The 19,951-nt window shown below is 70.8% G+C and carries 18 protein-coding genes; 9 read left to right on the forward strand and 9 right to left on the reverse strand.

The window, feature by feature from the left end; genetic code table 11:
• Window positions 1-198 precede the first annotated feature (198 nt).
• The gene (locus tag P8A20_RS10265; protein ID WP_306103371.1) at window positions 199-789 is read left to right on the forward strand and encodes a DUF3291 domain-containing protein; all 591 of its coding nucleotides are present in this window, start codon (window positions 199-201) and stop codon (window positions 787-789) included.
• Here P8A20_RS10265 and P8A20_RS10270 read toward each other — a convergent pair.
• Entirely contained in the window at window positions 771-1,853 is a 1,083-nt protein-coding gene (locus P8A20_RS10270; RefSeq protein ID WP_306103372.1) for an RNA polymerase sigma factor, read from the reverse strand. The genes P8A20_RS10265 and P8A20_RS10270 overlap by 19 nt on opposite strands.
• A gap of 136 nt (window positions 1,854-1,989) precedes the next feature.
• Window positions 1,990-2,211: a hypothetical protein gene (locus P8A20_RS10275; protein ID WP_147961074.1), complete on the reverse strand. Its 222-nt coding sequence runs from the start codon at window positions 2,209-2,211 to the stop codon at window positions 1,990-1,992.
• Window positions 2,212-2,783: 572 nt separating this feature from the next.
• On the opposite strand from P8A20_RS10275, the gene P8A20_RS10280 reads away from it, so the two are divergent.
• Both P8A20_RS10280 and P8A20_RS10285 read left to right on the forward strand, forming a co-directional pair.
• Entirely contained in the window at window positions 2,784-3,662 is an 879-nt protein-coding gene (locus P8A20_RS10280) for an SMI1/KNR4 family protein (protein ID WP_147961075.1), read from the forward strand.
• Between the two features lie 301 nt (window positions 3,663-3,963).
• Window positions 3,964-5,334 (forward strand): cellulase family glycosylhydrolase, encoded by a 1,371-nt coding sequence (locus P8A20_RS10285; RefSeq protein ID WP_306103373.1) that lies wholly within the window; start codon window positions 3,964-3,966, stop codon window positions 5,332-5,334.
• Window positions 5,335-5,404: 70 nt separating this feature from the next.
• Here P8A20_RS10285 and P8A20_RS10290 read toward each other — a convergent pair whose 3' ends face one another.
• Window positions 5,405-7,228: a sigma-54-dependent Fis family transcriptional regulator gene (locus P8A20_RS10290; protein ID WP_306103374.1), complete on the reverse strand. Its 1,824-nt coding sequence runs from the start codon at window positions 7,226-7,228 to the stop codon at window positions 5,405-5,407.
• Window positions 7,229-7,447: 219 nt separating this feature from the next.
• Here P8A20_RS10290 and P8A20_RS10295 point away from each other — a divergent pair, with 219 nt between their 5' ends.
• The 6 genes from P8A20_RS10295 to P8A20_RS10320 all read left to right on the forward strand — a co-directional run bounded on the left by P8A20_RS10295 (window position 7,448) and on the right by P8A20_RS10320 (window position 12,917).
• Window positions 7,448-8,245 carry an acetoin reductase gene (locus P8A20_RS10295; protein ID WP_147957967.1) on the forward strand — a complete coding sequence of 266 codons (798 nt, stop codon included), beginning with the start codon at window positions 7,448-7,450 and terminating at the stop codon, window positions 8,243-8,245.
• Between the two features lie 58 nt (window positions 8,246-8,303).
• Entirely contained in the window at window positions 8,304-9,302 is a 999-nt protein-coding gene (locus tag P8A20_RS10300) for an amidohydrolase family protein (RefSeq protein WP_147957968.1), read from the forward strand.
• Window position 9,303: 1 nt separating this feature from the next.
• A complete protein-coding gene (locus tag P8A20_RS10305; protein WP_306103375.1) occupies window positions 9,304-10,098 on the forward strand; it encodes a metal-sulfur cluster assembly factor in 795 nt (264 codons plus the stop codon).
• A complete protein-coding gene (locus tag P8A20_RS10310) occupies window positions 10,095-11,120 on the forward strand; it encodes an NAD(P)-dependent alcohol dehydrogenase (RefSeq protein WP_147957970.1) in 1,026 nt (341 codons plus the stop codon). The genes P8A20_RS10305 and P8A20_RS10310 overlap by 4 nt, the downstream gene beginning before the upstream one ends.
• 37 nt (window positions 11,121-11,157) lie before the next feature.
• Window positions 11,158-11,487: a putative quinol monooxygenase gene (locus P8A20_RS10315; RefSeq protein WP_147957971.1), complete on the forward strand. Its 330-nt coding sequence runs from the start codon at window positions 11,158-11,160 to the stop codon at window positions 11,485-11,487.
• Window positions 11,488-11,699: 212 nt separating this feature from the next.
• Window positions 11,700-12,917, forward strand: coding sequence for a M23 family metallopeptidase (locus tag P8A20_RS10320; RefSeq protein ID WP_306103376.1), 1,218 nt, complete (start codon window positions 11,700-11,702; stop codon window positions 12,915-12,917).
• Between the two features lie 90 nt (window positions 12,918-13,007).
• On the opposite strand, the gene P8A20_RS10325 is transcribed toward P8A20_RS10320, so the two are convergent.
• The 6 genes from P8A20_RS10325 to P8A20_RS10350 form a co-directional block, all read right to left on the reverse strand.
• Window positions 13,008-14,309 carry an NADase-type glycan-binding domain-containing protein gene (locus tag P8A20_RS10325; RefSeq protein ID WP_147957972.1) on the reverse strand — a complete coding sequence of 434 codons (1,302 nt, stop codon included), beginning with the start codon at window positions 14,307-14,309 and terminating at the stop codon, window positions 13,008-13,010.
• Window positions 14,306-14,893 carry a phage tail protein gene (locus tag P8A20_RS10330; protein ID WP_187282045.1) on the reverse strand — a complete coding sequence of 196 codons (588 nt, stop codon included), beginning with the start codon at window positions 14,891-14,893 and terminating at the stop codon, window positions 14,306-14,308. The genes P8A20_RS10325 and P8A20_RS10330 overlap by 4 nt, the downstream gene beginning before the upstream one ends.
• A gap of 62 nt (window positions 14,894-14,955) precedes the next feature.
• Window positions 14,956-16,914, reverse strand: coding sequence for a putative baseplate assembly protein (locus P8A20_RS10335; protein ID WP_147957974.1), 1,959 nt, complete (start codon window positions 16,912-16,914; stop codon window positions 14,956-14,958).
• Window positions 16,914-17,357: a gp25 family contractile injection system sheath assembly initiator gene (locus P8A20_RS10340; RefSeq protein ID WP_147957975.1), complete on the reverse strand. Its 444-nt coding sequence runs from the start codon at window positions 17,355-17,357 to the stop codon at window positions 16,914-16,916. The genes P8A20_RS10335 and P8A20_RS10340 overlap by 1 nt, the downstream gene beginning before the upstream one ends.
• Window positions 17,357-19,228 (reverse strand): VgrG-related protein, encoded by a 1,872-nt coding sequence (locus P8A20_RS10345; protein ID WP_147957976.1) that lies wholly within the window; start codon window positions 19,226-19,228, stop codon window positions 17,357-17,359. The genes P8A20_RS10340 and P8A20_RS10345 overlap by 1 nt, the downstream gene beginning before the upstream one ends.
• A complete protein-coding gene (locus P8A20_RS10350) occupies window positions 19,228-19,950 on the reverse strand; it encodes a CIS tube protein (RefSeq protein WP_147957977.1) in 723 nt (240 codons plus the stop codon). The genes P8A20_RS10345 and P8A20_RS10350 overlap by 1 nt, the downstream gene beginning before the upstream one ends.
• Window position 19,951 lies beyond the last annotated feature (1 nt).

The following is a 19,951-nucleotide window of genomic DNA, read 5'->3' on the forward strand; positions in this document are numbered from 1 at the left end:
TTATGCGGGAGGCCACTTGGAGTGAGAAAACGCAACTTCGACATGACCCGCAAAGGCAGCTACCTTCACCTGGTCCTCGGCTACCACTCACGGTCGCAGAGGAGTTCCTCCAGGCTGAGCCGCCCTTGACGGGATGCGCCGGCCACACCCCACGAACCCTCACCCCTCAGGCGTAGGCCACCGACCAGGGAGAGACGCATGTCCCATCTTGCTCTGTACACATTCGGCGTCCTGAAGTCACCTCTGTCCGATGCCGCGCCTCTCACGCGCGAGTTCTACGACATCGGCGGGGCCGTCTACCGGAAGATGAGTCAGCACCCCGGATACCTCGCGCATGCCGAAGCGGTGGACGGTGGCCCGGGCGAACTCTTCGGGGCGGACTGGGGCGCATGGGGAGGGTTCGCCGTCCCGAGCTGGTACGGCAAGGGGCGTACGGCGGAAACCACCGCCCTGGCCACGACCCTCTCACTCTGGACCGGCCTGCGCCCCGCCTTCGACGCCATATACACCGGTCTGCACCGTGAGGCGCTGAACAGGCGTTACGACTGGTTCGAGCGGACAGGAAAACCGAATTACGTGTTCTGGTGGGTCTCCGACGGTGGGATACCCACCTGGCAGGACGGGGTTTCCAAGCTCCAGCACCTCCACGACCACGGCTCCGCGCCGCATGCCTTCACCTTCCATGACTCTTTCGCCCCGGACGGAACTCCGGCCAGGATCAAAGACATCGGGCAGAAGAGCGACCGGGGTCGATCACAGGGAAGCCTTGTTCACGGAGCCGACGGCTGAGGCGGATGGACCGTGACGCCGAGACCTCCGGCAGAGATTTCGGCAGGCGCCGACGGCAGTTCCGGACTTCGGATCTCCGGCGCGTCCACCGGCAGTGACGGCATCGACGTGGGCGTGGCCGCCGGTGGCAGTTCCGGCACCGGCGGCAGGTCCGGAACCGGTGGACCGGAATCGATCGATATCTCCACGGCCACCGTGCCCGGCAGCTCGCAGGTCCTCGGCGTCTCCTCAGGAACGGAAGGGACTGGCCGCGAACTGTCCTGGCGCGACCGGTCGGTGCCGCGCGGGTCCGGGGAGGGGGATGCGGCGTGAGAACGGGTGCGGGTCTCGGTGGTGGCGGGGAGCCACTCGACCGGGGCGGTACGTGGCACCTGAGGCTCGGCCCTGCTCTCCGGAGGCCGGCCGTCCGGCCGGTCGAAGGAGCCGGCGGGCAGGACCGCGCCCGCCACCGCGAGTGTCACCGCCGCCGAGGTCGCGCCTGTGGACTGGGCGAAGCCCGTACGAGGGAACCTGCGTACGCACACCCACACCGCGGTGGCCGCTGCGAGGCTCCCGGCCAGGACGTTGCGCATGGAGCGTCTGGCCCTGGCCAGCAGTGACTCGGTCGCGCGGTAGCTCAGCCCCATGGTCCGGGCCACCTGCCCGACGTCGAGGTCCTGTGCCTGGAGCCGCAGGGCCTGTGCCTGGCGGGCGGGGAGGAGTTCCGCGCTGCGGTCGGCCAGCCATCGGGCCTCCGCCCGGTCGCATGCGCCCTCCTCGACCAGGGGGGACTCGGCCGGGGCGGCGGACAGGGTCTCGCTCAGCTCCCGGTCGCGGGTGACCTGGCGGTGCCGGTCGGCGCATGCGCGTACGGTCGCGTGCCTGAGCCACGAACGCACCCGGCCGTACTGGACGTCAGGGTCCTCCACGGCGCGGATCATCGCTTCGTGGACCGCGTCCTCGGCCTCTTCGGAGCTCGACGAGCGGCCGCGCGCGATCTCCAGCAGTTCGTCCCGGTGGCTCCAGATGAGCTCCCACCGGTTGCCCGGGCCACCTGGACGGCGGTCGGTGTGCGGGTCGCTCACGTTCGAAGCCTCCGGTCCGTGTCTTCAGGTCCGTGGGCCCAGGTGGGGCCGGTGGGCGTCGGCCATGGTGCCCGACTGCTCGTACGCCCCGCGACCTGGCGGGCCAGGTGGCGAGGCGTACGGGGTCGGCGTCGGATCAGACCGAGAGCGTGGCGGCGGAGCCGAGCCCTGCGACACCGAGCAGGTTGCTGCCGACGGCGCCCGAGACGCTGCCGGACAGCAGGTCGGCGTCGATCCCACCCGCGATGCCGCCGACGAGGGGCGCCTCGACGGAAGCGGCGCCGGAGATGCCACCGGACACGACGTCCAGGTCCGCGTCGGAGATTTCCTGGGTCTGTATCTGGGGGGTGGAGCTCATGAGGTGAATTCCCTTCGCGTCAATTCAGAATGACCGGGGCCGACTCCGCAGTGGGGAACGGCCCTTGTCGCTTTCACGCACACCGGGGGAATTTCGTCGTCCGCCCGGAGGCGTCGAAATTCCCTGCGGCTTTCGCGATGTGAGGGATGTAAGCACGCGACGGTGTGACGAAGCCACCCTTCGGCGCTTTCGCCCATGGTCCTCCGGCGCCGAATGGCCGAGGCGGTCACATCGCTTTCCGGACCGGTACAGCTTCTTCACTCCCCGGACCGACGGACGTTCCGCCGGCCGAATCCCTGATCCGCCGCGAAAGGGACATAGTCGGCCGCCGGCAGGGTGGGGCCGGGCCCCGTCCGGAGAGCCGCGGGGCGCGTCCCGTCACCTGCGGACACCGTGTGCAGATCCGCCGCAGACGGCGGGCCCGTCCAACGGGGGCCGGCCTGTGCGGTGGGGCCGCGGGATCTGGGATGCTGCAGATCGTCGGCCTTTCTCCCTCGTAGGGAGGACGCGGGCCTGCCGGACGAACTGCCTGGAGAAGCCATGACGCGTACTGCGACCGCCGAGGTGGGGACGTGACCCGTCCGCACAGCTCCGTCGCCCGGGTGATCGAACGCGTGCCCCCTCCCGTAGCAGCGGTGGACGGGCACGGCGACTGGGCGGAGGCGGAGCGCACCCTGGGCACCCGGCTGCCGGAGGACTACAAGCAGCTGGTCGCGACGTACGGGCGTGGGGACTTCTGGGGGGCGTTGTGCCTGTGCACCCCGTTCGGCGACGGCAACCCGGTGCCGCTCACGGCCGACCTCCTGGAGGACTACGGTCCGCTGCGCGACGACTTCCCCGACCAGTACCCCTACCCCCTCTTCCCGGAGCCCGGCGGGCTGCTCGCCTGGGCGGTGACGGAGAGTGCGGCGCGCGTGTGCTGGCTGACCGAGGGACCTCCCGAGTCCTGGCCCGTGGTGATCTGGTCGCGGGACGACGACTACGAGCGGTTCGACTGCGGGGCCGGTGCGTTCCTCGACGGTGTGACGAGCCGCAGCACCACCTCCGAACTCCTGCACCACGAGCCGGACCTCGCTCCATGGTTCGACCCCGCGATCGAACTGGACCACGTGTACGTCCGGCTGGGCGAGGGGCCCCGCCCGTACGACGAGCGCCTGCGGATCCTGCGCGACGCGTTCGCGCCCACGTCGGACCGGGGCGACTACGAGTACAACGGTCAGCGGCAGGACCACTTCGCCGTCGACGGCACCGGCTGGCTCATGACGTACGAGTGCACCTACGGTCACCAGCTCCGGGTCGCGTTCCCGCCCGCCGACAGCGCGGAGGCCCGTCGTACCGTGCTGGCGGCGGCGGCCCTGATGGGATGCCCCGTACTGTCGGCGGACACCGTGCACGGCACCTCGTCCTGGGGTTCCGGCGCCGGCCCGGCGGACGGGTCTCCATCGCGGTGACCGGCCGGCCGGTGGCCCGGCCCGCCGGCCCCTGCCCTCCTGTCGGGGCGCCCGAAGCGGGACGCCACAGGTCCTCGTCCCGCGACGGACCACCGTGCGGGAGACCGCGTGCGCGCGGAGTCCGCCGCCCTGCCGCAGCCGGCGGGCCGGGTTCCGCGCTGCCGTGCCCCGTACCGGCCCCTCTTCGTCGAATGCCTGTCGAATCCCTGTACGCGCATCGGCCCACCGGTGTACGGTCTCGGGCCGATGGACCTTGGGAGCGCTCCCACTTCTGATTCCGCTTCGCACGAGGAGGAACACCATGAAACGCCTGTTCGCCTTACTGGCGACCTTCGCGACCGTCCTGGGTCTGACGGCGGCGTTCGGCCCCCAGGCCGCGGCCGCCACCGGCTGCAAGGTCGAGTACACGGTCGCCGGCCAGTGGCAGGGGGGCTTCCAGGCCGGAGTGAGGATCACCAACCTGGGAGCCCCCGTCAGCGGATGGACGCTCCGGTTCACCATGCCGGACGCCGGACAGAAGGTCGCCCAGGGCTGGAACGCCACCTGGTCGCAGTCCGGTTCGGCGGTCACCGCCGTCGGTGTGGACTGGAACCGCACCCTGGCCACCGGAGGGGTCGCCGACCTGGGCTTCTCCGGCACCTTCACGGGCGCCAACCCGAAGCCCACGGCGTTCACGCTCAACGGGGTCACCTGTGACGGCTCCGTCGACGAGCCCACCCCCGACCCGGACGCCGGAACACCCGTGGAGGTCAACGGACAGCTCCACGTCTGCGGCGTGAACCTGTGCAACCAGTACGACCGCCCCGTCCAGCTGCGCGGCATGAGCACGCACGGCATCCAGTGGTTCGAGCAGTGCTACGACGCCACGTCCCTGGACGCACTGGCGAACGACTGGAAGTCCGACCTGCTGCGCATCTCCATGTACGTACAGGAGGACGGCTACGAGACCGACCCGGCGGGCTTCACCAACCGCGTGAACGCCCTCGTCGACATGGCCGAGGCCCGCGGCATGTACGCGCTGATCGACTTCCACACCCTGACGCCGGGTGACCCGAACCACAACCTCGACCGCGCCAAGACGTTCTTCGCCTCCGTCGCCGCCCGCAACGCCGGCAAGAAGAACGTGATCTACGAGATCACCAACGAGCCCAACGGCGTGAGCTGGCAGGCCGTCAAGAACTACGCCGAGCAGGTCATCCCGGTGGTCCGGGCGGCCGACCCGGACGGCGTCGTCATCGTCGGCACCCGCGGCTGGTCCTCGCTGGGAGTCTCGGACGGCTCCGACGAGAACGAGGTCGTCAACAACCCGGTCGCCGCCACCAACATCATGTACGCGTTCCACTTCTACGCCGCGAGCCACAAGGACTCCTACCGCTCCACACTGAGCCGGGCGGCATCGCGGCTCCCGCTCTTCGTGACCGAGTTCGGCACGGTGAGCGCCACCGGCGGCGGCGCGATGGACGTGGCGAGCACCACGGCCTGGCTGGACCTGCTCGACCAGCTGAAGATCAGCTACGCGAACTGGACCTATTCGGACGCTCCCGAGAGCAGCGCCGCGTTCCGTCCCGGTACCTGCGGCGGCGGCGACTACAGCAGCAGCGGTGTGCTGACGGAGTCCGGGGCGCTGCTGAAGAACCGCATCAGTACGCCCGACAGCTTCCCCACCAGCTGACCCCCGGCGGGGCTCCGGCCGGCCGGAGCCCCGCCGGTTCCTCCGCCCCGCTCACGCCGCCCGAGCCGGCTCAACGGCGTGCGGGAAGCGTGATTCCGTACGCCCTCATCTTTCGGTAGATCGTCGTGCGGGAGATGCCGAGCCGCTGCGCGGCCAGCAGTTTGTTGCCGTCCGTCTCCAGCAGGGCCTGGACCAGGGTGTCGCGCTCGGCGGACTCCCAGGCGCTGAGGGAGCGGCTGCCCGCGCTGTGCAGGGCCGGGGGCAGATCGCCGAGCTCGATCCGGTGCGTGCGGCGGCCGGCGGCGGCCTTGCGCAGGACGGATTCCAGCTGGCGGATGTTGTCCGGCCAGTCGTGCCGGCGCAGCGGGGGCAGTACGTCCGGTGAGCACTCGACACCCGCGCCGATACGTCGCAGCAGGCAGTCGACCAGGGCCGGGAGGTCGGCGAGCCGGTGCCGCAGGGCCGGTACGGCGGCCGCCTCCGCGAAGGAGGACCGCAGGGCGTCCGGCACGCCCGGCGCCCGGTCGAGCGTGCCCACGATCCATGTCCCCCGTGCCGCGGCGGCCTCCAGTGCCCGGGCCACGGCCGGCCCCTCGGCGGCGGGCACGGCGTTGACGTTCCGCAGCACCAGGGTCCGGTCCGGGCCGGTGGGCGCGGCGTGCAGGACGGGCACCAGGCCGGTCTCCGTGCCGGGCCCCGGGCCCGGGGCGTGGCGGGGGTCCCGGGCATCCACGACCACGGGCACCGAGGCCGCCCCGGTGAGCGCGTGCGCGGCCCGTGCCAGCGCGGACTTCCCTGTTCCGGTCTCTCCGTGGAGCAGGAGCGGCGTCCGGTCGCGGGCACAGCGCGACGCCGTACGGGAGACGGTGTTCCACGCGGGGTCCGTCCCGGCCAGGCCGGGCAGCGGCCATGGCTTCGCCGCCTCCTGCCCTTCGCGGGAGCGGGACCGGGCCACGCCGCCGGGGGCCCGGTCGGACGACGGGTCCTCGAAGGCCAGCTCCAGCAGGTATCCGGCGGCACCGGCGGAACTGTCGATCCGGCGGCACCGCATCAGGGCGGTCTCTCCCCCGGTCAGCTGCACCTGCTTGCGGGTACGCGGCGCGTGTCCCAGTTCGGCGGCGGCCTCGTGCAGGAGCCGGTGGTCGTCCCCGGTGAGTCTCGCCGAGGCGGCGGAGTTGGCGAGTACGAGGTCCTGGCCGAGGCAGAGCACCGGCCGGTCACCGTAGTGCGTCACCTGCTGGAACGCCTCCAGCAGGGCGCGCTGGTGCGAACTGCTGAACTCGTACATCACACGCTCGATGTCACCGGCGGCCTCCTGCACCAGGGCGGCCATGAGGGTGCGTTCCGGGCCGTTCCAGCAGGTCAGGTTCATGGCTCCCTCGACCCGGCCGGTGACCGAGTTGCGGATGGGAGCGGCCGCGCAGGAGACGTTCTGAAGGCGTTCGTTGAAGTGCTCGGTGCCCAGCACCACGTAGGAGCGGCGTTCCTCCAGTGCGACCCCGATGCCGTTCGTACCGACGAACTGTTCGGCGTAGCTGAAGCCGGGGGCCAGGTGGACCCGGTCCAGGTGGGCGGAGAGTCTCTTCTCCCCGACCCGGCGGTCGCGCACCCAGCCCTTGCGGTCCGTCACGATCACGCAGGCGTCCGAGCCGGCCAGCACCCGTTCGAGCCGGTCGAGGACCGGCGCCGCGGCACGGACCAGACGGCTCTGCCGGTCGTAGTCGGGCTGGTAGGGGACGACGACCTCGTCGGTGCCGATGCCCAGGTACTTGGAGCGCTGCCAGGAGTTCCGGATGCCCTCGGGCACGATCGTCGCAGGCGGCTCCGCGCTTTCCAGGAACTTCAGGCGCGCTCGTGCGATGTTCCGGTCCCGCGCTGTGCTGTCACTGAGCATGGCGCCTCCGATGAGCAGTGTTTCCGCCATATTACGAACGCGTTTGCACCTGTCAACGGTTGGTTCGGCACGAGTTCACCGGGCGCTCCGCGAGCCCTGGCGGGAGTGCGGGCCGGGTGTGTTCCACATTGAAAAACTCGACGGCACCGGCCGCCCCCACGCTGATGGGCAGCACCGCACGAAGCGTGCGGACGCTCACCGTCGAGCACAGGAGCACCCATGACTTCCGCCTCCAGCAGCACAGCCCGTACCGCGATCGTCACCGGCGCGGCCCGGGGCATCGGCCGCAGCATCGCGGAGCGACTGGCCCGGGACGGACTCGACGTGGCCGTCTCCGACCTCCCCGGCATGAGCGAGGAACTGGCAGAGGTCGCGGCCGGCATCGAGAGGACGGGGCGCCGGGCCCTCGCCGTGCACGCCGACGTGAGCAGCAAGGAGCAGACCGACGCCCTCGTGGAGGAGGTGGCCGGACGCTTCGGCAGGGTCGACGTCTACGTGGCCAACGCCGGCATCGCCAAGGTCACCCCGCTGCTGGAGACGGGGCTGGACGAGTTCGAGCAGGTCATGGCCGTGAACCTGCGGGGTGTCTTCCTCTCCTACCAGGCGGCGGCACGGCAGATGATCGCCCAGGGTGGCGGCGGCAAGATCATCGGTGCCGCGTCGATCGTCGCGTACCGCCCGTTCGCGCTGCTCGGCACGTACTCGGCCTCGAAGTGGGGTGTGCGCGGGCTGACCCAGGCCGCGGCCATGGAGTGGGCGCGGCACGGCATCACCGTCAACGCCTACTGCCCGGGGATCGTCGGGACCGCCATGTGGGACCTGATCGACGAGCGGCTGGCCCAGGAGGAGGGCATCCAGAAGGGCCAGGCCATCAAGAAGCACGCGGAGGCGATCGCTCTCGGCCGGGTCGAGGAGCCCGAGGACGTGGCCTCCTTCGTCTCCTACCTGGCCTCGAAGGACTCGGACTACATGACCGGTCAGTCCGTCATGATCGACGGCGGCATCCAGTTCTCCTGACGCAGGACTCCGGGCGACCGCCCGGTCACCCCCCACTCATCGAGAACCGAGGAGCGAGATGTATTCCAAGGACGGCGAGAACTACTTCATCGTGGACGCGCACGTCGCGCTCTGGGACGCGCGGCCCGAGAACCAGCTCAACATCCACGGCAAACAGTTCATCGACTGCTTCTACGACTACCACCGCAACCTGAGCCCCGAATCGGAGCTGTGGCCGTACGAGGACTACCTCTACTACGGCGGTGAGCGTCTGATGAAGGACCTCTTCGTCGAGGGCTACGTCGACCACGCCATCTTCCAGCCCGCGCGGCTGGGGGCGTTCTACCGCAACGGTTTCGGCCAGACCGAGGAGTCCTTCGCGCTGGCGCAGCGGCACCCCGACAAGCTGACGTACAACCACTCCTGGGACCCGCGGTACGAGCAGAAGGGGCTCGACCAGCTGCGCCGGGACGCGGAACGTTTCCAGCTCAAGGGCGCGAAGCTGTACACCGCCGAGTGGAAGGGCGACAGCCGGGGCTACAAGCTCGACGACCCGTGGACGTACCGCTATCTCGAGGCCTGTCAGGAGCTCGGGATCAACAACATCCACATCCACAAGGGGCCGACGATCCGGCCGCTCGACCGGGACGCGTTCGATGTCGCGGACGTCGACAAGGCGGCCACGCAGTTCCCCGAGATGAACTTCGTCGTCGAGCACTGCGGACTGCCCCGGCTGGAGGACTTCTGCTGGATCGCCACGCAGGAGCCCAACGTGCACGCCGGCCTCGCGGTCGCGATGCCCTTCATCCACAGCCGGCCCCGGTACTTCGCGCAGATCATCGGCGAGCTGCTGTACTGGCTGGACGAGGACCGCATCCAGTTCTCCAGCGACTACGCGCTGTGGACACCCCGGTGGCTGATCGAGCGGTTCGTCGACTTCCGGATCCCCGAGGACATGACCGAGTACGCGCCCATCACCACGGCGCAGAAGAAGAAGATCCTCGGGCTGAACGCGGCCTCCATGTACGGCATCGAGGTGCCGGCCGGGCTGGGCGTCGACGAACCGGCGGTGGCCTGACATGTCCGTCACCTCACTGGAAGGGTCCGCACGGGAAGGGTCCGCACGCGCGGCTCTGGACACTGTCTTCGACCCGGAACTGGACGAGCCGATCACCGACCTCGGTTTCGTGCGCTCCGTGACGGTGACCCCCGACGGCGCGCTCACCGTCCGGCTCCGCCTCCCGACCTCGTTCTGTTCGCCGAACTTCGCGTATCTGATGGCCTCGGACTCCAAGGACGCGCTGACGGCGCTGCCCTGGACCCGGGATGTCGTGGTGCTGCTCGACGACCACCACGACTCGGACCTGATCAACCGCGGCCTGGCCGCGGACGCGGGATACCGCGGGACGTTCGGGGCCGAGGCGGAGAAGGACCTCGAAGAACTCCGGCTGACGTTCCGCCGCAAGGCGCACTCCGCGGCGATGGAACGTGCCCTGGCCTGCCTGCTCCGCGAGAGTCCGGACCTCACCGAGGAGGACCTCCACGAGGTGGTCCTCGCTGACCTCCCCGATGTGACGGCGGCCGGTGCGCTGCGGCGGCGCCGCGCGGCTCTGGGGCTCGGCGTGGAGCCGTCCGACCACGTCCTCGTCGACGACCACGGGACGCGGTACCCGCAGGGGGAGATCCCGCTCCGGCTGCGCTTCGCACGCGCGGTCCGGGTGTCGATCGACGGCAACGCCCACTTCTGCCGGGGTCTGCTGCGCACCCGGTACCCGCGGTCCGGGGCGGACCAGGTGCCGCGCGCCGAGGAGTTCGCACAGTTCACCGCCCCGCAGGCGCAGTTCACCGCCCCGCAGAAGGAGAACGTCTCGTGAAAGCTGTCCAGGTCGTGGGCTACGGCAAGAACCTCGAGATGGCCGAGGTCCCGGCCCCCGAGGTCACCGGCCCGTACGACGTGATCGTCAGGATCGGCGGAGCGGGCGTGTGCCGCACCGACATCCACATCCTGGAGGGGCAGTGGGAGCAGAAGTCCGGCGTGACGCTCCCCTACACGATCGGCCACGAGAACGCGGGCTGGGTGCACGCCGTCGGGGGCGCCGTCACCCATGTCTCCGAGGGCGACAAGGTCATCGTGCACCCGCTGATGACCTGCGGACTGTGCCGGGCGTGCCGGGCCGGTGACGACGTGCACTGCGGGAACAGCCTCTTCCCCGGTATCGACACCGCGGGCGGTTACGCCGAGTACCTGAAGACGTCCGCACGCAGCGTCGTGCGGATCGACGACTCCCTCGAACCGGCCGACGTCGCGGCGCTCGCCGACGCGGGGCTGACCGCTTACCACGCCGCGGCCAAGGCGGCACGGAAACTCCGGCCCGGCGACCGCTGCGTCGTGATCGGCGCGGGCGGGCTCGGGCACATCGGCGTACAGGTGCTGAAGGCCCTCACGGCGGCGGAGATCGTCGTCGTCGACCGCAATCCCGACGCGGTCGGCCTGGCGGTCTCCATCGGGGCCGACCACGGTGTCGTCGCCGACGGCGGCCAGGTGGACCGGGTGCGCGAACTGACCGGTGGGCACGGGGCGGAGACGGTCATCGACTTCGTCGGTGAGGGCGGCTCCACCAAGGACGGCGTCGGCATGCTGCGCCGGGCGGGCGACTACCACGTGGTCGGCTACGGCGAGAACATCGACGTCCCGACCATCGACGTCATCTCCGCCGAGATCAACTTCATCGGCAACCTCGTCGGCTCCTACGGCGACCTGTGCGAGCTGATGGTCCTCGCCGCGCAGGGACGGGTCCGCCTGCACACCGCCACGTACCCGCTGGAGCGCTTCCAGGATGCCCTGGACGACCTGGGGAGCGGAAGGATCCGGGGACGCGCGATCCTTGTTCCGTGACAGTGACCCTGCCCCGAACCACCAAGGAAGTGGCCTCTTGATTTTCATCACCGTGAAGTTCCATGTCCTCCCCGAGCACGCGGACCGGTGGCCCGAGGTGGTGGAGGAGTTCACCCGGGCCACGCGCGCCGAACCGGGCTGCCTGTGGTTCGACTGGTCCCGCAGCATCGAGGACCCGACCGAATACGTGCTGGTGGAGGCGTTCCGCGACGACGAGGCCGGTGCCGCGCATGTCGGCTCCGCGCACTTCAAGGCCGCCCAGCGGACGTTGCCGCCCCACCTCGTGTCGACGCCCAGGATCGTCAACACGAAGGTCCCGCAGGACGACTGGTCGCTGCTCGGCGAGATGGCGGTCCAGGAGGACTGACACGGGTCGTGCGGAGGCGGCCGGAGCCCGGCACGCGGGGCTCCGGCCGTCTCTCCCGTCGGCCCGGACCATTCCTCGGACCGGGTCGCCGGGCCGGGTGACCCGCCGGGATCCCGCTGCCGCGCGGGCCTGGTGATCACCCGGGCGGTGCGGCGCGGGACGGATGGCATAGTGATCCTCATCGCGACGGTCGAGTGGGGGAGTTCGGGCTTGTGAAGATCGCTCGCTGGATGGTGCCGGTCATCGTCGGGGTCGTGGTGACGCCGTTATCCATCGGGCTCGGAGGCATTCTGCTCGGGACCTTCGACGACAGCGAGGCGGCCGGCGGGGACGTCCCCGCCCCGATGAGCACCGAGTTGAAGGCCGGCGACGTGGGTGTCCCCGTCGTCTACGCGAAGCTCATACGCGACGCCGCGGCCGACTGCGACGAGAAGCTGCTCACCGCGCCCGTGCTGGCGGCGCAGTTGAAGCGGGAGAGCAACTTCAACCCGCGGGCCAGGTCGGTCGCGGCCGACGGCCCGGCGGACGACGAGGGCTCGCTCACGGACCCGCGGAGCGAGGAACAGCGGGCGGAGGACGGGGACCTGGCAGAGGAAGGTCTGTCAGGCGAGGAACCCGGCTCCGGCTCCGGCTCCCAGGACGCTTCCCCGGGTGATGACCTGCCCGACGTGGCACAGGCCGAACGGCCCGTCACCAGGGGCATAGCGCAGTTCTCCGACGCCGACTGGGCGGCCGAGGGCATCGACGGCAACAACGACGGCGTCAAGGACGTCCTCGACCCGGCGGACGCCATACCGTCGCAGGGCAGGAGGATGTGCGCGCTCCTGCGGACCGCGAAGGAACACCCCGGCTTCCGGGGCACTCCCCTGGAACTGGCCCTGGCCGGCTACCGCGTCAGCTGGAGGACGGTCGAGGAGTACGGCGGTGTGCCGCGGGCGAGCGGAGCGGACGGGGAGACGTACGAGTACGTCAAGGCCGTCATGAAGTCCTACCCGAAGATGGTCGTCCCGGTCGGTGGCGACGCCGGCGGCTGGACCCTTCCCGTCGAGGGACCGGCCGGCACCCCGTACCACCAGCGGGGCTCCTCCTGGTCGACCGGTCTGCACACCGGGGTCGACTTCGTGGTCCCGACCGGCACACCGGTCAAGGCCATCGGCCCCGGCGAGGTCGTCACGGCCGGCCCCGGCGGGGACTACGGCAACCAGGTCGTCATCCGGCACGAGGACGGCACGTTCAGCCAGTACGCCCACCTCTCCGAGGCGAAGGCCGTCGTCGGGCAGAGCGTCCAGGGCGGCACGCTCATCGGCTGGTCCGGCGAGACCGGCAACGCCTCGGGGCCGCATCTGCACTTCGAGATCCGCACGGGGCCCGCGTTCGGCTCCGACCTCTCCCCCGTCCCGTATCTGCGCGCCAGGGGCCTGATCCTCTGAGGACGTACCGCTTCGCCCGGGACGCACAGCCGCCCCCTCGACATCGGGCTCCGGAGAGCCGGTCGAGGGGCGGATCCGTACGGACGCCCTCTAGGTTCCGCTGGTCGTGGCGCGGGTGAAGAACTCGATCTCGGCGATCGAGACCTGCTTGTCGGATCCCGCGTTGAACGCCGAGCGGATGATGAACCGCACGCTGACGACGTTCTGCGCGCGGAACTTCCGCTGCTGGGGGCCGCTCATCTGGTCGAGCTTGATGTGGCGCGTGCTCTTCTTCCCGTCGGCCGTGGTGATGACCGCGTCCATGCGGTGCGGCAGCGCGGCCTCGGAGAGGTCGGAGGGCTTGGTGGAGATGCCGGACGTGATGAGGATGTCCAGCAGACGCGTGGGTTCCTGGAAGCGCGCCTCCACCCACTCCCCCTCGGCGGACTGCGAGACGCCGGGGCCCCACCAGCTGTTGTTGATCTTGTCGAAGATCGCCTTCGGCGGGTGGCCCTTGAAGGAACGGGACGCGTCGGCGGCGTCCGGGCTGATCTGGGCCCGCTTCGCGAAGTGGTCGCGTGTCGCGTTCCATGCCGTGTCCACGTGGAACGCCCCGTAGATCACCAGGCCGAGCGCGAGACCGTACGCGACCCAGGTGAAGATCCGGCCGATGCCCCGGCGGAGCCTCGGGCGTTCGCCCGCCCAGGGCGTCGGGCGGTCGCCGAAGTCCCGCATCCGGCGCCACCAGGGGCGCCGGGCCTCCGGGACGCCGGGGCGCTCCGCGAGGGACATGCCGCAGCGGCGGCAGAAGTGCCGGTCGGGGCGGTTGCCGACCTCGCACCAGGGGCACGGGGGGCCGGTCTCGTAGGCCGGTTCACCGATGGGGGCCTGGACCCTGGGGCGGGCCGCCGCGGGCATGCCGGGCAGGACCGGGGCCACTTCCGGTGCCGGGTCGGCGGCCCGCTGATCGGCGACCGGTACGAGCAGCGCCCTGGCCCGCTCACTCGCGTCCGGGTCCGGGGTCCCGGCCGCCGGAGCGGCCTGTGGGACGGGCTGCGTGCCGGAGATGACCGGGATCGAGGTCAGGGTGTCGTCCTCCTCCTCCTCGGGCTCCGCCGTCGGCGCGTCGGCGCGCGCGGGCTCGCGCGCCGGGACCGTGCTCCCGGCATCCGCTTCCGCGTCGGCCGACGTGGCGGGGCGGCCCGGGTCGGAGCCCGGAGTACCCGGGGTGTCCGCGGCGGCTCCCCGTCCCCTGCCGGGGGTCCAGCTCAGTACCGCGCCGCAGCCGTCGCAGAAGGACTGCCCCGGAGTGGTCAGCGTGCCGCATTCGGCACACTGACGCGGCTGGTCCCCGGTGTCTCCGGTGGCCGCGGAGGCTGGTGGCGTGGAGGGGGAAGCCTGGTGACTGGTCACCTGTCGGAAGTCCTTTCGGCAGCGGTCACTTGGACCGTGTAAGGCATGTGGGCGGGGCGAGCTGCCGCTACGAGGCGCTCCAGCCGGTGCTCGGCGGCGGGGCCGGGCTCCGGCAGCCGTACGGTGACGTGCAGATGGGGGCGGGTCTCGCCGGGGACCGGGCCCAGGGGCCTGGCGTCCCAGGCGGCAGCACCGCTCTCGGTGATCTCCGGCTCCACGCCGAAGGCGAGCCGTACGGCCTCGGCCAGTCCGCGCCGGGTGCCGCGGATGCGGTGCAGCCGTACGGCGGCGGACACCGCGGCACGCAGCGCGGCCGTCGCCTCCGTGTCCTGCGGGTACCCGGCGGACGAAGCGGTGACCGGGGCCTTCGTGACGGGGCCTTCGGCGCGACCGGCCGTGTCCGGTCCTTCGGTCTCCGCGCCCACCCAGCTGCCGAGCCAGCGGGTGAAGTCCGCCGGCGCGAGCGACGGGGTGAAGTAGGCGTCCAGGCAGTCGAGCACGTTGTGGAGCGGCGCGAGTACCTCGTCGATGCCCCCGACGAAACGCTGGGCGAGGTCGTCGTCGGCGAACACCGCCGGCAGCATCGCGGCCAGCGGTGCCGAGGAGCCGAGTCCGTCGACGGAGCCGCGCGCGCTCCCGCTCGTGGTCACGAGGCGTCCCCTATCACCCGGACGCGGTGGTCGAACGAGAAGACGAGCGCGGGTGCTTCGAGATCGATCCGCTCCGTGGGGTCGCCGCGCTTGCCGCTGAGCGGGTCGGCGGGGTGCAGCAGCACCTCGTCCACCAGCTCGACGCCGGGCACCCGTTGCAGCACCGCGAACACCTCGCCCGCCTGGACGGGGCGCCCGAAGGGCCAGCCCGTGCCGTGCGCGCCACCGGTCAACGGGTCGAGATGGCGGTACAGGGCGTCGTGCGCCTGCCGCCTGACCCGGTCGGTGTCGGTACCGCGGAAGGCGTGCACCGTCGCGACGACCGTCACCCCCTGGTAGAACGGCGGCCCGACCGCCAGCCGGGTGCCGATCAGGCGCCGCTCGTCCAGGTACCGGGTGATGCGCCCCAGCAGGTCGTCGCCGGGGACGAGCTGCTCGAAGCGAAGCCGGCCACCCGGGTCCGACACGGCCTGCGGCACGACCAGCACCCGCACGGCGTGCGCCCCGTGCTCGTCCGGCTCGGCGGCGAGGCAGGTGATGCGCGCGGTCTCGGGTGCGGCGCGCCGCGCGAGCTCCTCGTAGTCCCGCAGGGTCACGGCTCGGTCCTGCGCGCTCAGCGCGATGGGCGCCCTGCGCTTCGCCTCCTCGACGGTCTCGCCGTCGACACCGCCGCGCGCGGCCTCCCGGTTGACGACGTCGGAGACGTACGGCACGGAGTCGCGGAGGACCTGGATGGCGCCCCTGGCGACGTTGCCGGCCTTTCCGCCGCCCGTACGGTAGCGGCGGGCCCGGATCGGCGCGCCCTTGGGCGGTACAGCCCCGTACTGGCGCAGGGTGCCGTCCGGTTCGCGGACGGACGGGCCGAAGGTGATCTCGCCGGTCGTCGCGTCCAGGGTGATGTGCCGGTCGGTGGGGCCCGAGGCGGCGAAGTGGCCGACGGTCTCCCAGTCGACCCAGCCGTCGCGCTCGGCGATCTGGAGGAGCAGCGGCTGCGCGTCGCCGACGACGGGGCTGTTGGCCAGCCGCAGCCGGTGTCCGGGCAGTCCGGTGGACTCCCCGAGCGCTTCGTCCCGCACGGTCTCGGCGTGCACGACGCCGGTGGTGCCGCCGATGCTGAACGCCTCGGCGGAGCGGATCGTGGGCGAGGTGGTGAAGAAGGGCTGGCCCTGTTCCGGCTCGGTGACCCGGCAGCGCAGCCAGCCGGCCTCGCGCCGCCCGGTACGGGAGAGCGCGTGGCCGGCGGGGACGTGCAGCACGACCTCACCGGGTCGGTTGAGCCCGCCGGTGGTGTCCCGGTCGACGTCGCAGGCGGCCCAGCCGTCGGCGGTCCACGCCTCCCAGGCGAGCGGCGGCTGCCGGGGGTCGACACCCACACCGTCCACCTGGCTGTCGAGCTCCAGGACGACCACGCACTCCGGCACGGCGGCGCTGAGTCCGAACAGCATCCGGTCCCCGGGGCGCGGAGCCTCCGTGAAGCAGTTCACGTCCTTGGACTCGGCGAGGTCCGAGGTGCGATCGACCGCTTCCTGACCGGTCGGCTGGACCACGAGGTACGACAACTCGCACGGGATCACCGTGAGTTCGCGCTCGGTGGCGAAGACCACCGCGTCCTCGGTCTGGGTGCGGACCGTGGCGACCTCGGTGCCCGTCGCCAGTACGACGGGCTGCTGCTGCGGCGCCGACAGCCAGAACGTGACGTCGGCGCGTGCCGCGGAGGGCGGGAAGAGCGTGATCCCGATGAGGTCCAGGAACGCGAGGTGGTTCTTCTCGGGCACCCGGTTGAGCCGGTACACGATCTGGTCGGCCATGTGGGCGACCGTCTCGACGAGGGTCACTCCCGGGTCGGAGACGTTGTGGTCGGTCCATTCGGGGGCGCGCTGCTGGATGTAGCGCTTGGCGTCGTCGACGAACTGCTGGAAGCGCCGGTCGTCGAGGTTCGGGGAGGGCAGGGCCATCAGCGGTCGCTTCCAAAGTGCTCGTCGGGGGTGCCGGACCCCTCGGGCCCGTCGTGGGAGGGGATCACGTAGAACGGGAAGACCAGACTGCGCGGGTTGTTGGTGCCCGTGATCGAGTAGCGGACGTCGATGAAGAGGACGCCGTCCTCCGCGCCGGCCGTCACCGCGACGTCGTCCACCTCGATGCGCGGCTCCCAGCGGTCCAGGCAGCTGTGTACCTCGTGCTGGATCCGGCCCGCGGTGGCCTCGTTGACGGGGGCGAAGACCATGTCGTGGATGGCGCAGCCGAATTCGGGGCGCATCGGCCGTTCACCGGGCGCCGTGGAGAGGACGAGCCGGATGGCCTCCTCGACCTCGCGTTCCCCGCTGACCAGGGCGATGCCGCCGGTGGGGCTGATACGCATCGGGAAGGCCCATCCGGAGCCGACGAATCGTTCCGCCATCAGACTCCTCCCACCGTCAGGACCGGCTTCAGCTTGGACAGGACCAGGGGTGCGTTCAGGCCGACCTCCAGACCCGAGTTGATCTTCAGGGCGAGTCCTGCGGTCAGCGTCATGGCGGCACCGGCCGACACGCTCAGCGCGCTCGTGTTCACGGACGTGACACCCGCCTGCACCGACAGGGCACCGGAGTTGATGTTCATGGGTCCGCCGCTGCGGATCGTCATGGAACCCACGGCGTTCAGCGAGAGGTTCCCGCCCGCGTTGATGGCGACGGCGCCCGTCCCCCGGATGGAGACCTTCCCCTTGCTGTCCACGACGATCTCGGTCTTCGTCCGGTCCAGATTGATGGTGAGCCGGTTGTCGCCGGTGGACAGCCGCACCCCGCGCTTGAGGCCGACGCTCTGGTCGAGCAGGTCGAGCCGGTTGTTGCTGCGGTCCGACAGGGTGCGCCGGGTGACCTTGCCACGCGTCGGGTCGTACACCGGCACGTCGACGGGGTCCGGCTTGTCGACGCCGTTGTAGAGACCGCCGATGACGTACGGGTGGTCCAGGGCGCCGCGGTCGAACGCCACCAGCACCTCGTCGTCGACGTCCGGGGAGATCATGCTGCCGCCCTTGACCCCGCCGAACTGGACGGTCCGGGTCCAGTCGCTGACGTACATGTCGTCCAGCCACGGGAACTTCAGCTTGACCCTGCCCTGCCTCAGCGGGTCCTTGATGTCGGTGACCAGGGCGTTGGCGACGCTCGGCAGCCCGGCCGGGCCCGCCCCGCCGCCTCCGGAGGTGAGCCCGAACAGTGAGCGCCACTGACGTCCGCTGACGTTCAGGAACGTCTCGTAGTGCTCCTGGTCGCCGAAGGTGTGGCGGGCCGCCGTCACCGTGTACTTGCCCTGGAACGGCTTGCCGACGTCCTTCAGGGTGACGGCGACGCCGGGACGCAGCTCGGTGTTGCCCCGCGCCGTGATCTCCACCTCGGCGAAGGAGGACGTCACGTCGTCGGCCACGGCGTCGGCGGCGTGCTTGACCTCGTCCAGCTTGTCGTAGGGCGTGTCGGTCACGACGAGTTCGGCCTTGCCGAACGTCTTGGACACCTCGGACGGCGTCGTACCGATGGCGAAGCCCGTGTTGCTCAGAGCGGGCGCCTTGGAGACCAGGGGCTGCTTGGTGGTCACGTTCCAGCCGCGCGCCTCGACCGCGGTCACCTGGTCGGCCGAGGTCACCGCCGCGCGGCAGCGCAGGATCTCCTCGCCGCCCTTCAGCAGGAGGGCGCTCCGGGCGCTCGGCAAGCTCTCCGGAGGCGCCGACGCCGCCTGCTGCCGCTTGACGAACTGGAACCGGCCCTTCGAGTTGATGGACATCACCATCTCGTTCTCGTCCGCGAGCCGCTGGACGAAGTCCCAGTCCGTGACGTTGGCCTGGCTGATGAACTCGTACTGTCCCTTGGTCCGTTGGGTCTTCCCCAGGGGAATGCCGCTCTTGCGCGCCAGTTCGACGGCGATCTCGGTGGCGGTCTTGTTCCTGTACGCCGCGACCCTGCGCTGCCGGAGCATGCGGTGGCCCTTGTCGTAGCCACGGATGACGGTGAACGTGCCGGTGCGGTCGTAGTCGGTCTCCAGCGCCGTGACCTCACCGGTGATCAGCGGCGTGCCCTTGCCGTCGGACAGGGGCGTGATGACCACGGGCGCGCCGATCTCGACGTTCAGTTTGGCGAGGATGTCCTTCTTGTCGTCGCGAAAGGTGAGGTGGAACGCCCCGGGCACTCCCGCCCCGAAGTCGACCCGGCCCGCCACCAGTTTGGTGTTCTCCGGGGACTTGAGCTTCGTGCCGGCGATCTGCACCGTGAGGATGTTGGAGAAACCGATGTCGGACATCAGACGCCGACCTCTTCGGCGGCGGGGAGCATCAGTTCGGTACCGGGCGTCAGCGCCTTCGGGTCGTCGATGTCGTTGGCCTCCGCGATAGTGCGCCACACCGTGGCGTCCCCGTATTCGCGCCACGCGAGGAGCGGGAGCGAGTCGCCGGCCACGACCCGGTGCACCCGGCGGGTGGTGAGCGCGCCCGAGGTGGGGTTCTGGCCGAGGGTGCTGCTCGGGATCTCGTGCAGGTTCACCTGGCAGACGGCACGGATCGGCATCCCGTTGGTGTTGAAGAGGGTGTACTGGGCCTCCACGGAGCTGACGTACGCGTTGAAGCGGGCCGTGGAGAAGGCACCCCACTCGAAGACCACCCACGGGGTCGACGGCTGGTTCGCCGCGATGCTGGCGGTGGTCGTCTCGCAGCAGGAGAAGAGGGCTTCGACCTTCTTGCGCACATCGTTGCTGTCGGGGTCGTCGGAGCGGTCGAGGAAGATCTCCACCGTCATCTCCCGGGGCTCGGGCCCCATGAACTCCGGGACGGCGCCGTCGCGTACAGCGGCGGTCGGCGTGGTCTTCCAGTTGGCCCTGCGGGTCAGCGACAGCTGTGACGGGTTGAAGTCGAAGTTGAACGTCTTCATGAGCGCGCCGGGGCTGGTGCTGCTGCCGATCGGCGGCTGGTGGATGGCGAGCGTCGCCCGCACCAGGCTGTCGCCGATACCGAAGCTGGAGAGGTTCATC

Origin of the sequence: Streptomyces sp. Alt3 (assembly GCF_030719215.1) — a bacterium.
In the GTDB taxonomy this organism is placed as follows: domain Bacteria; phylum Actinomycetota; class Actinomycetes; order Streptomycetales; family Streptomycetaceae; genus Streptomyces; species Streptomyces glycanivorans.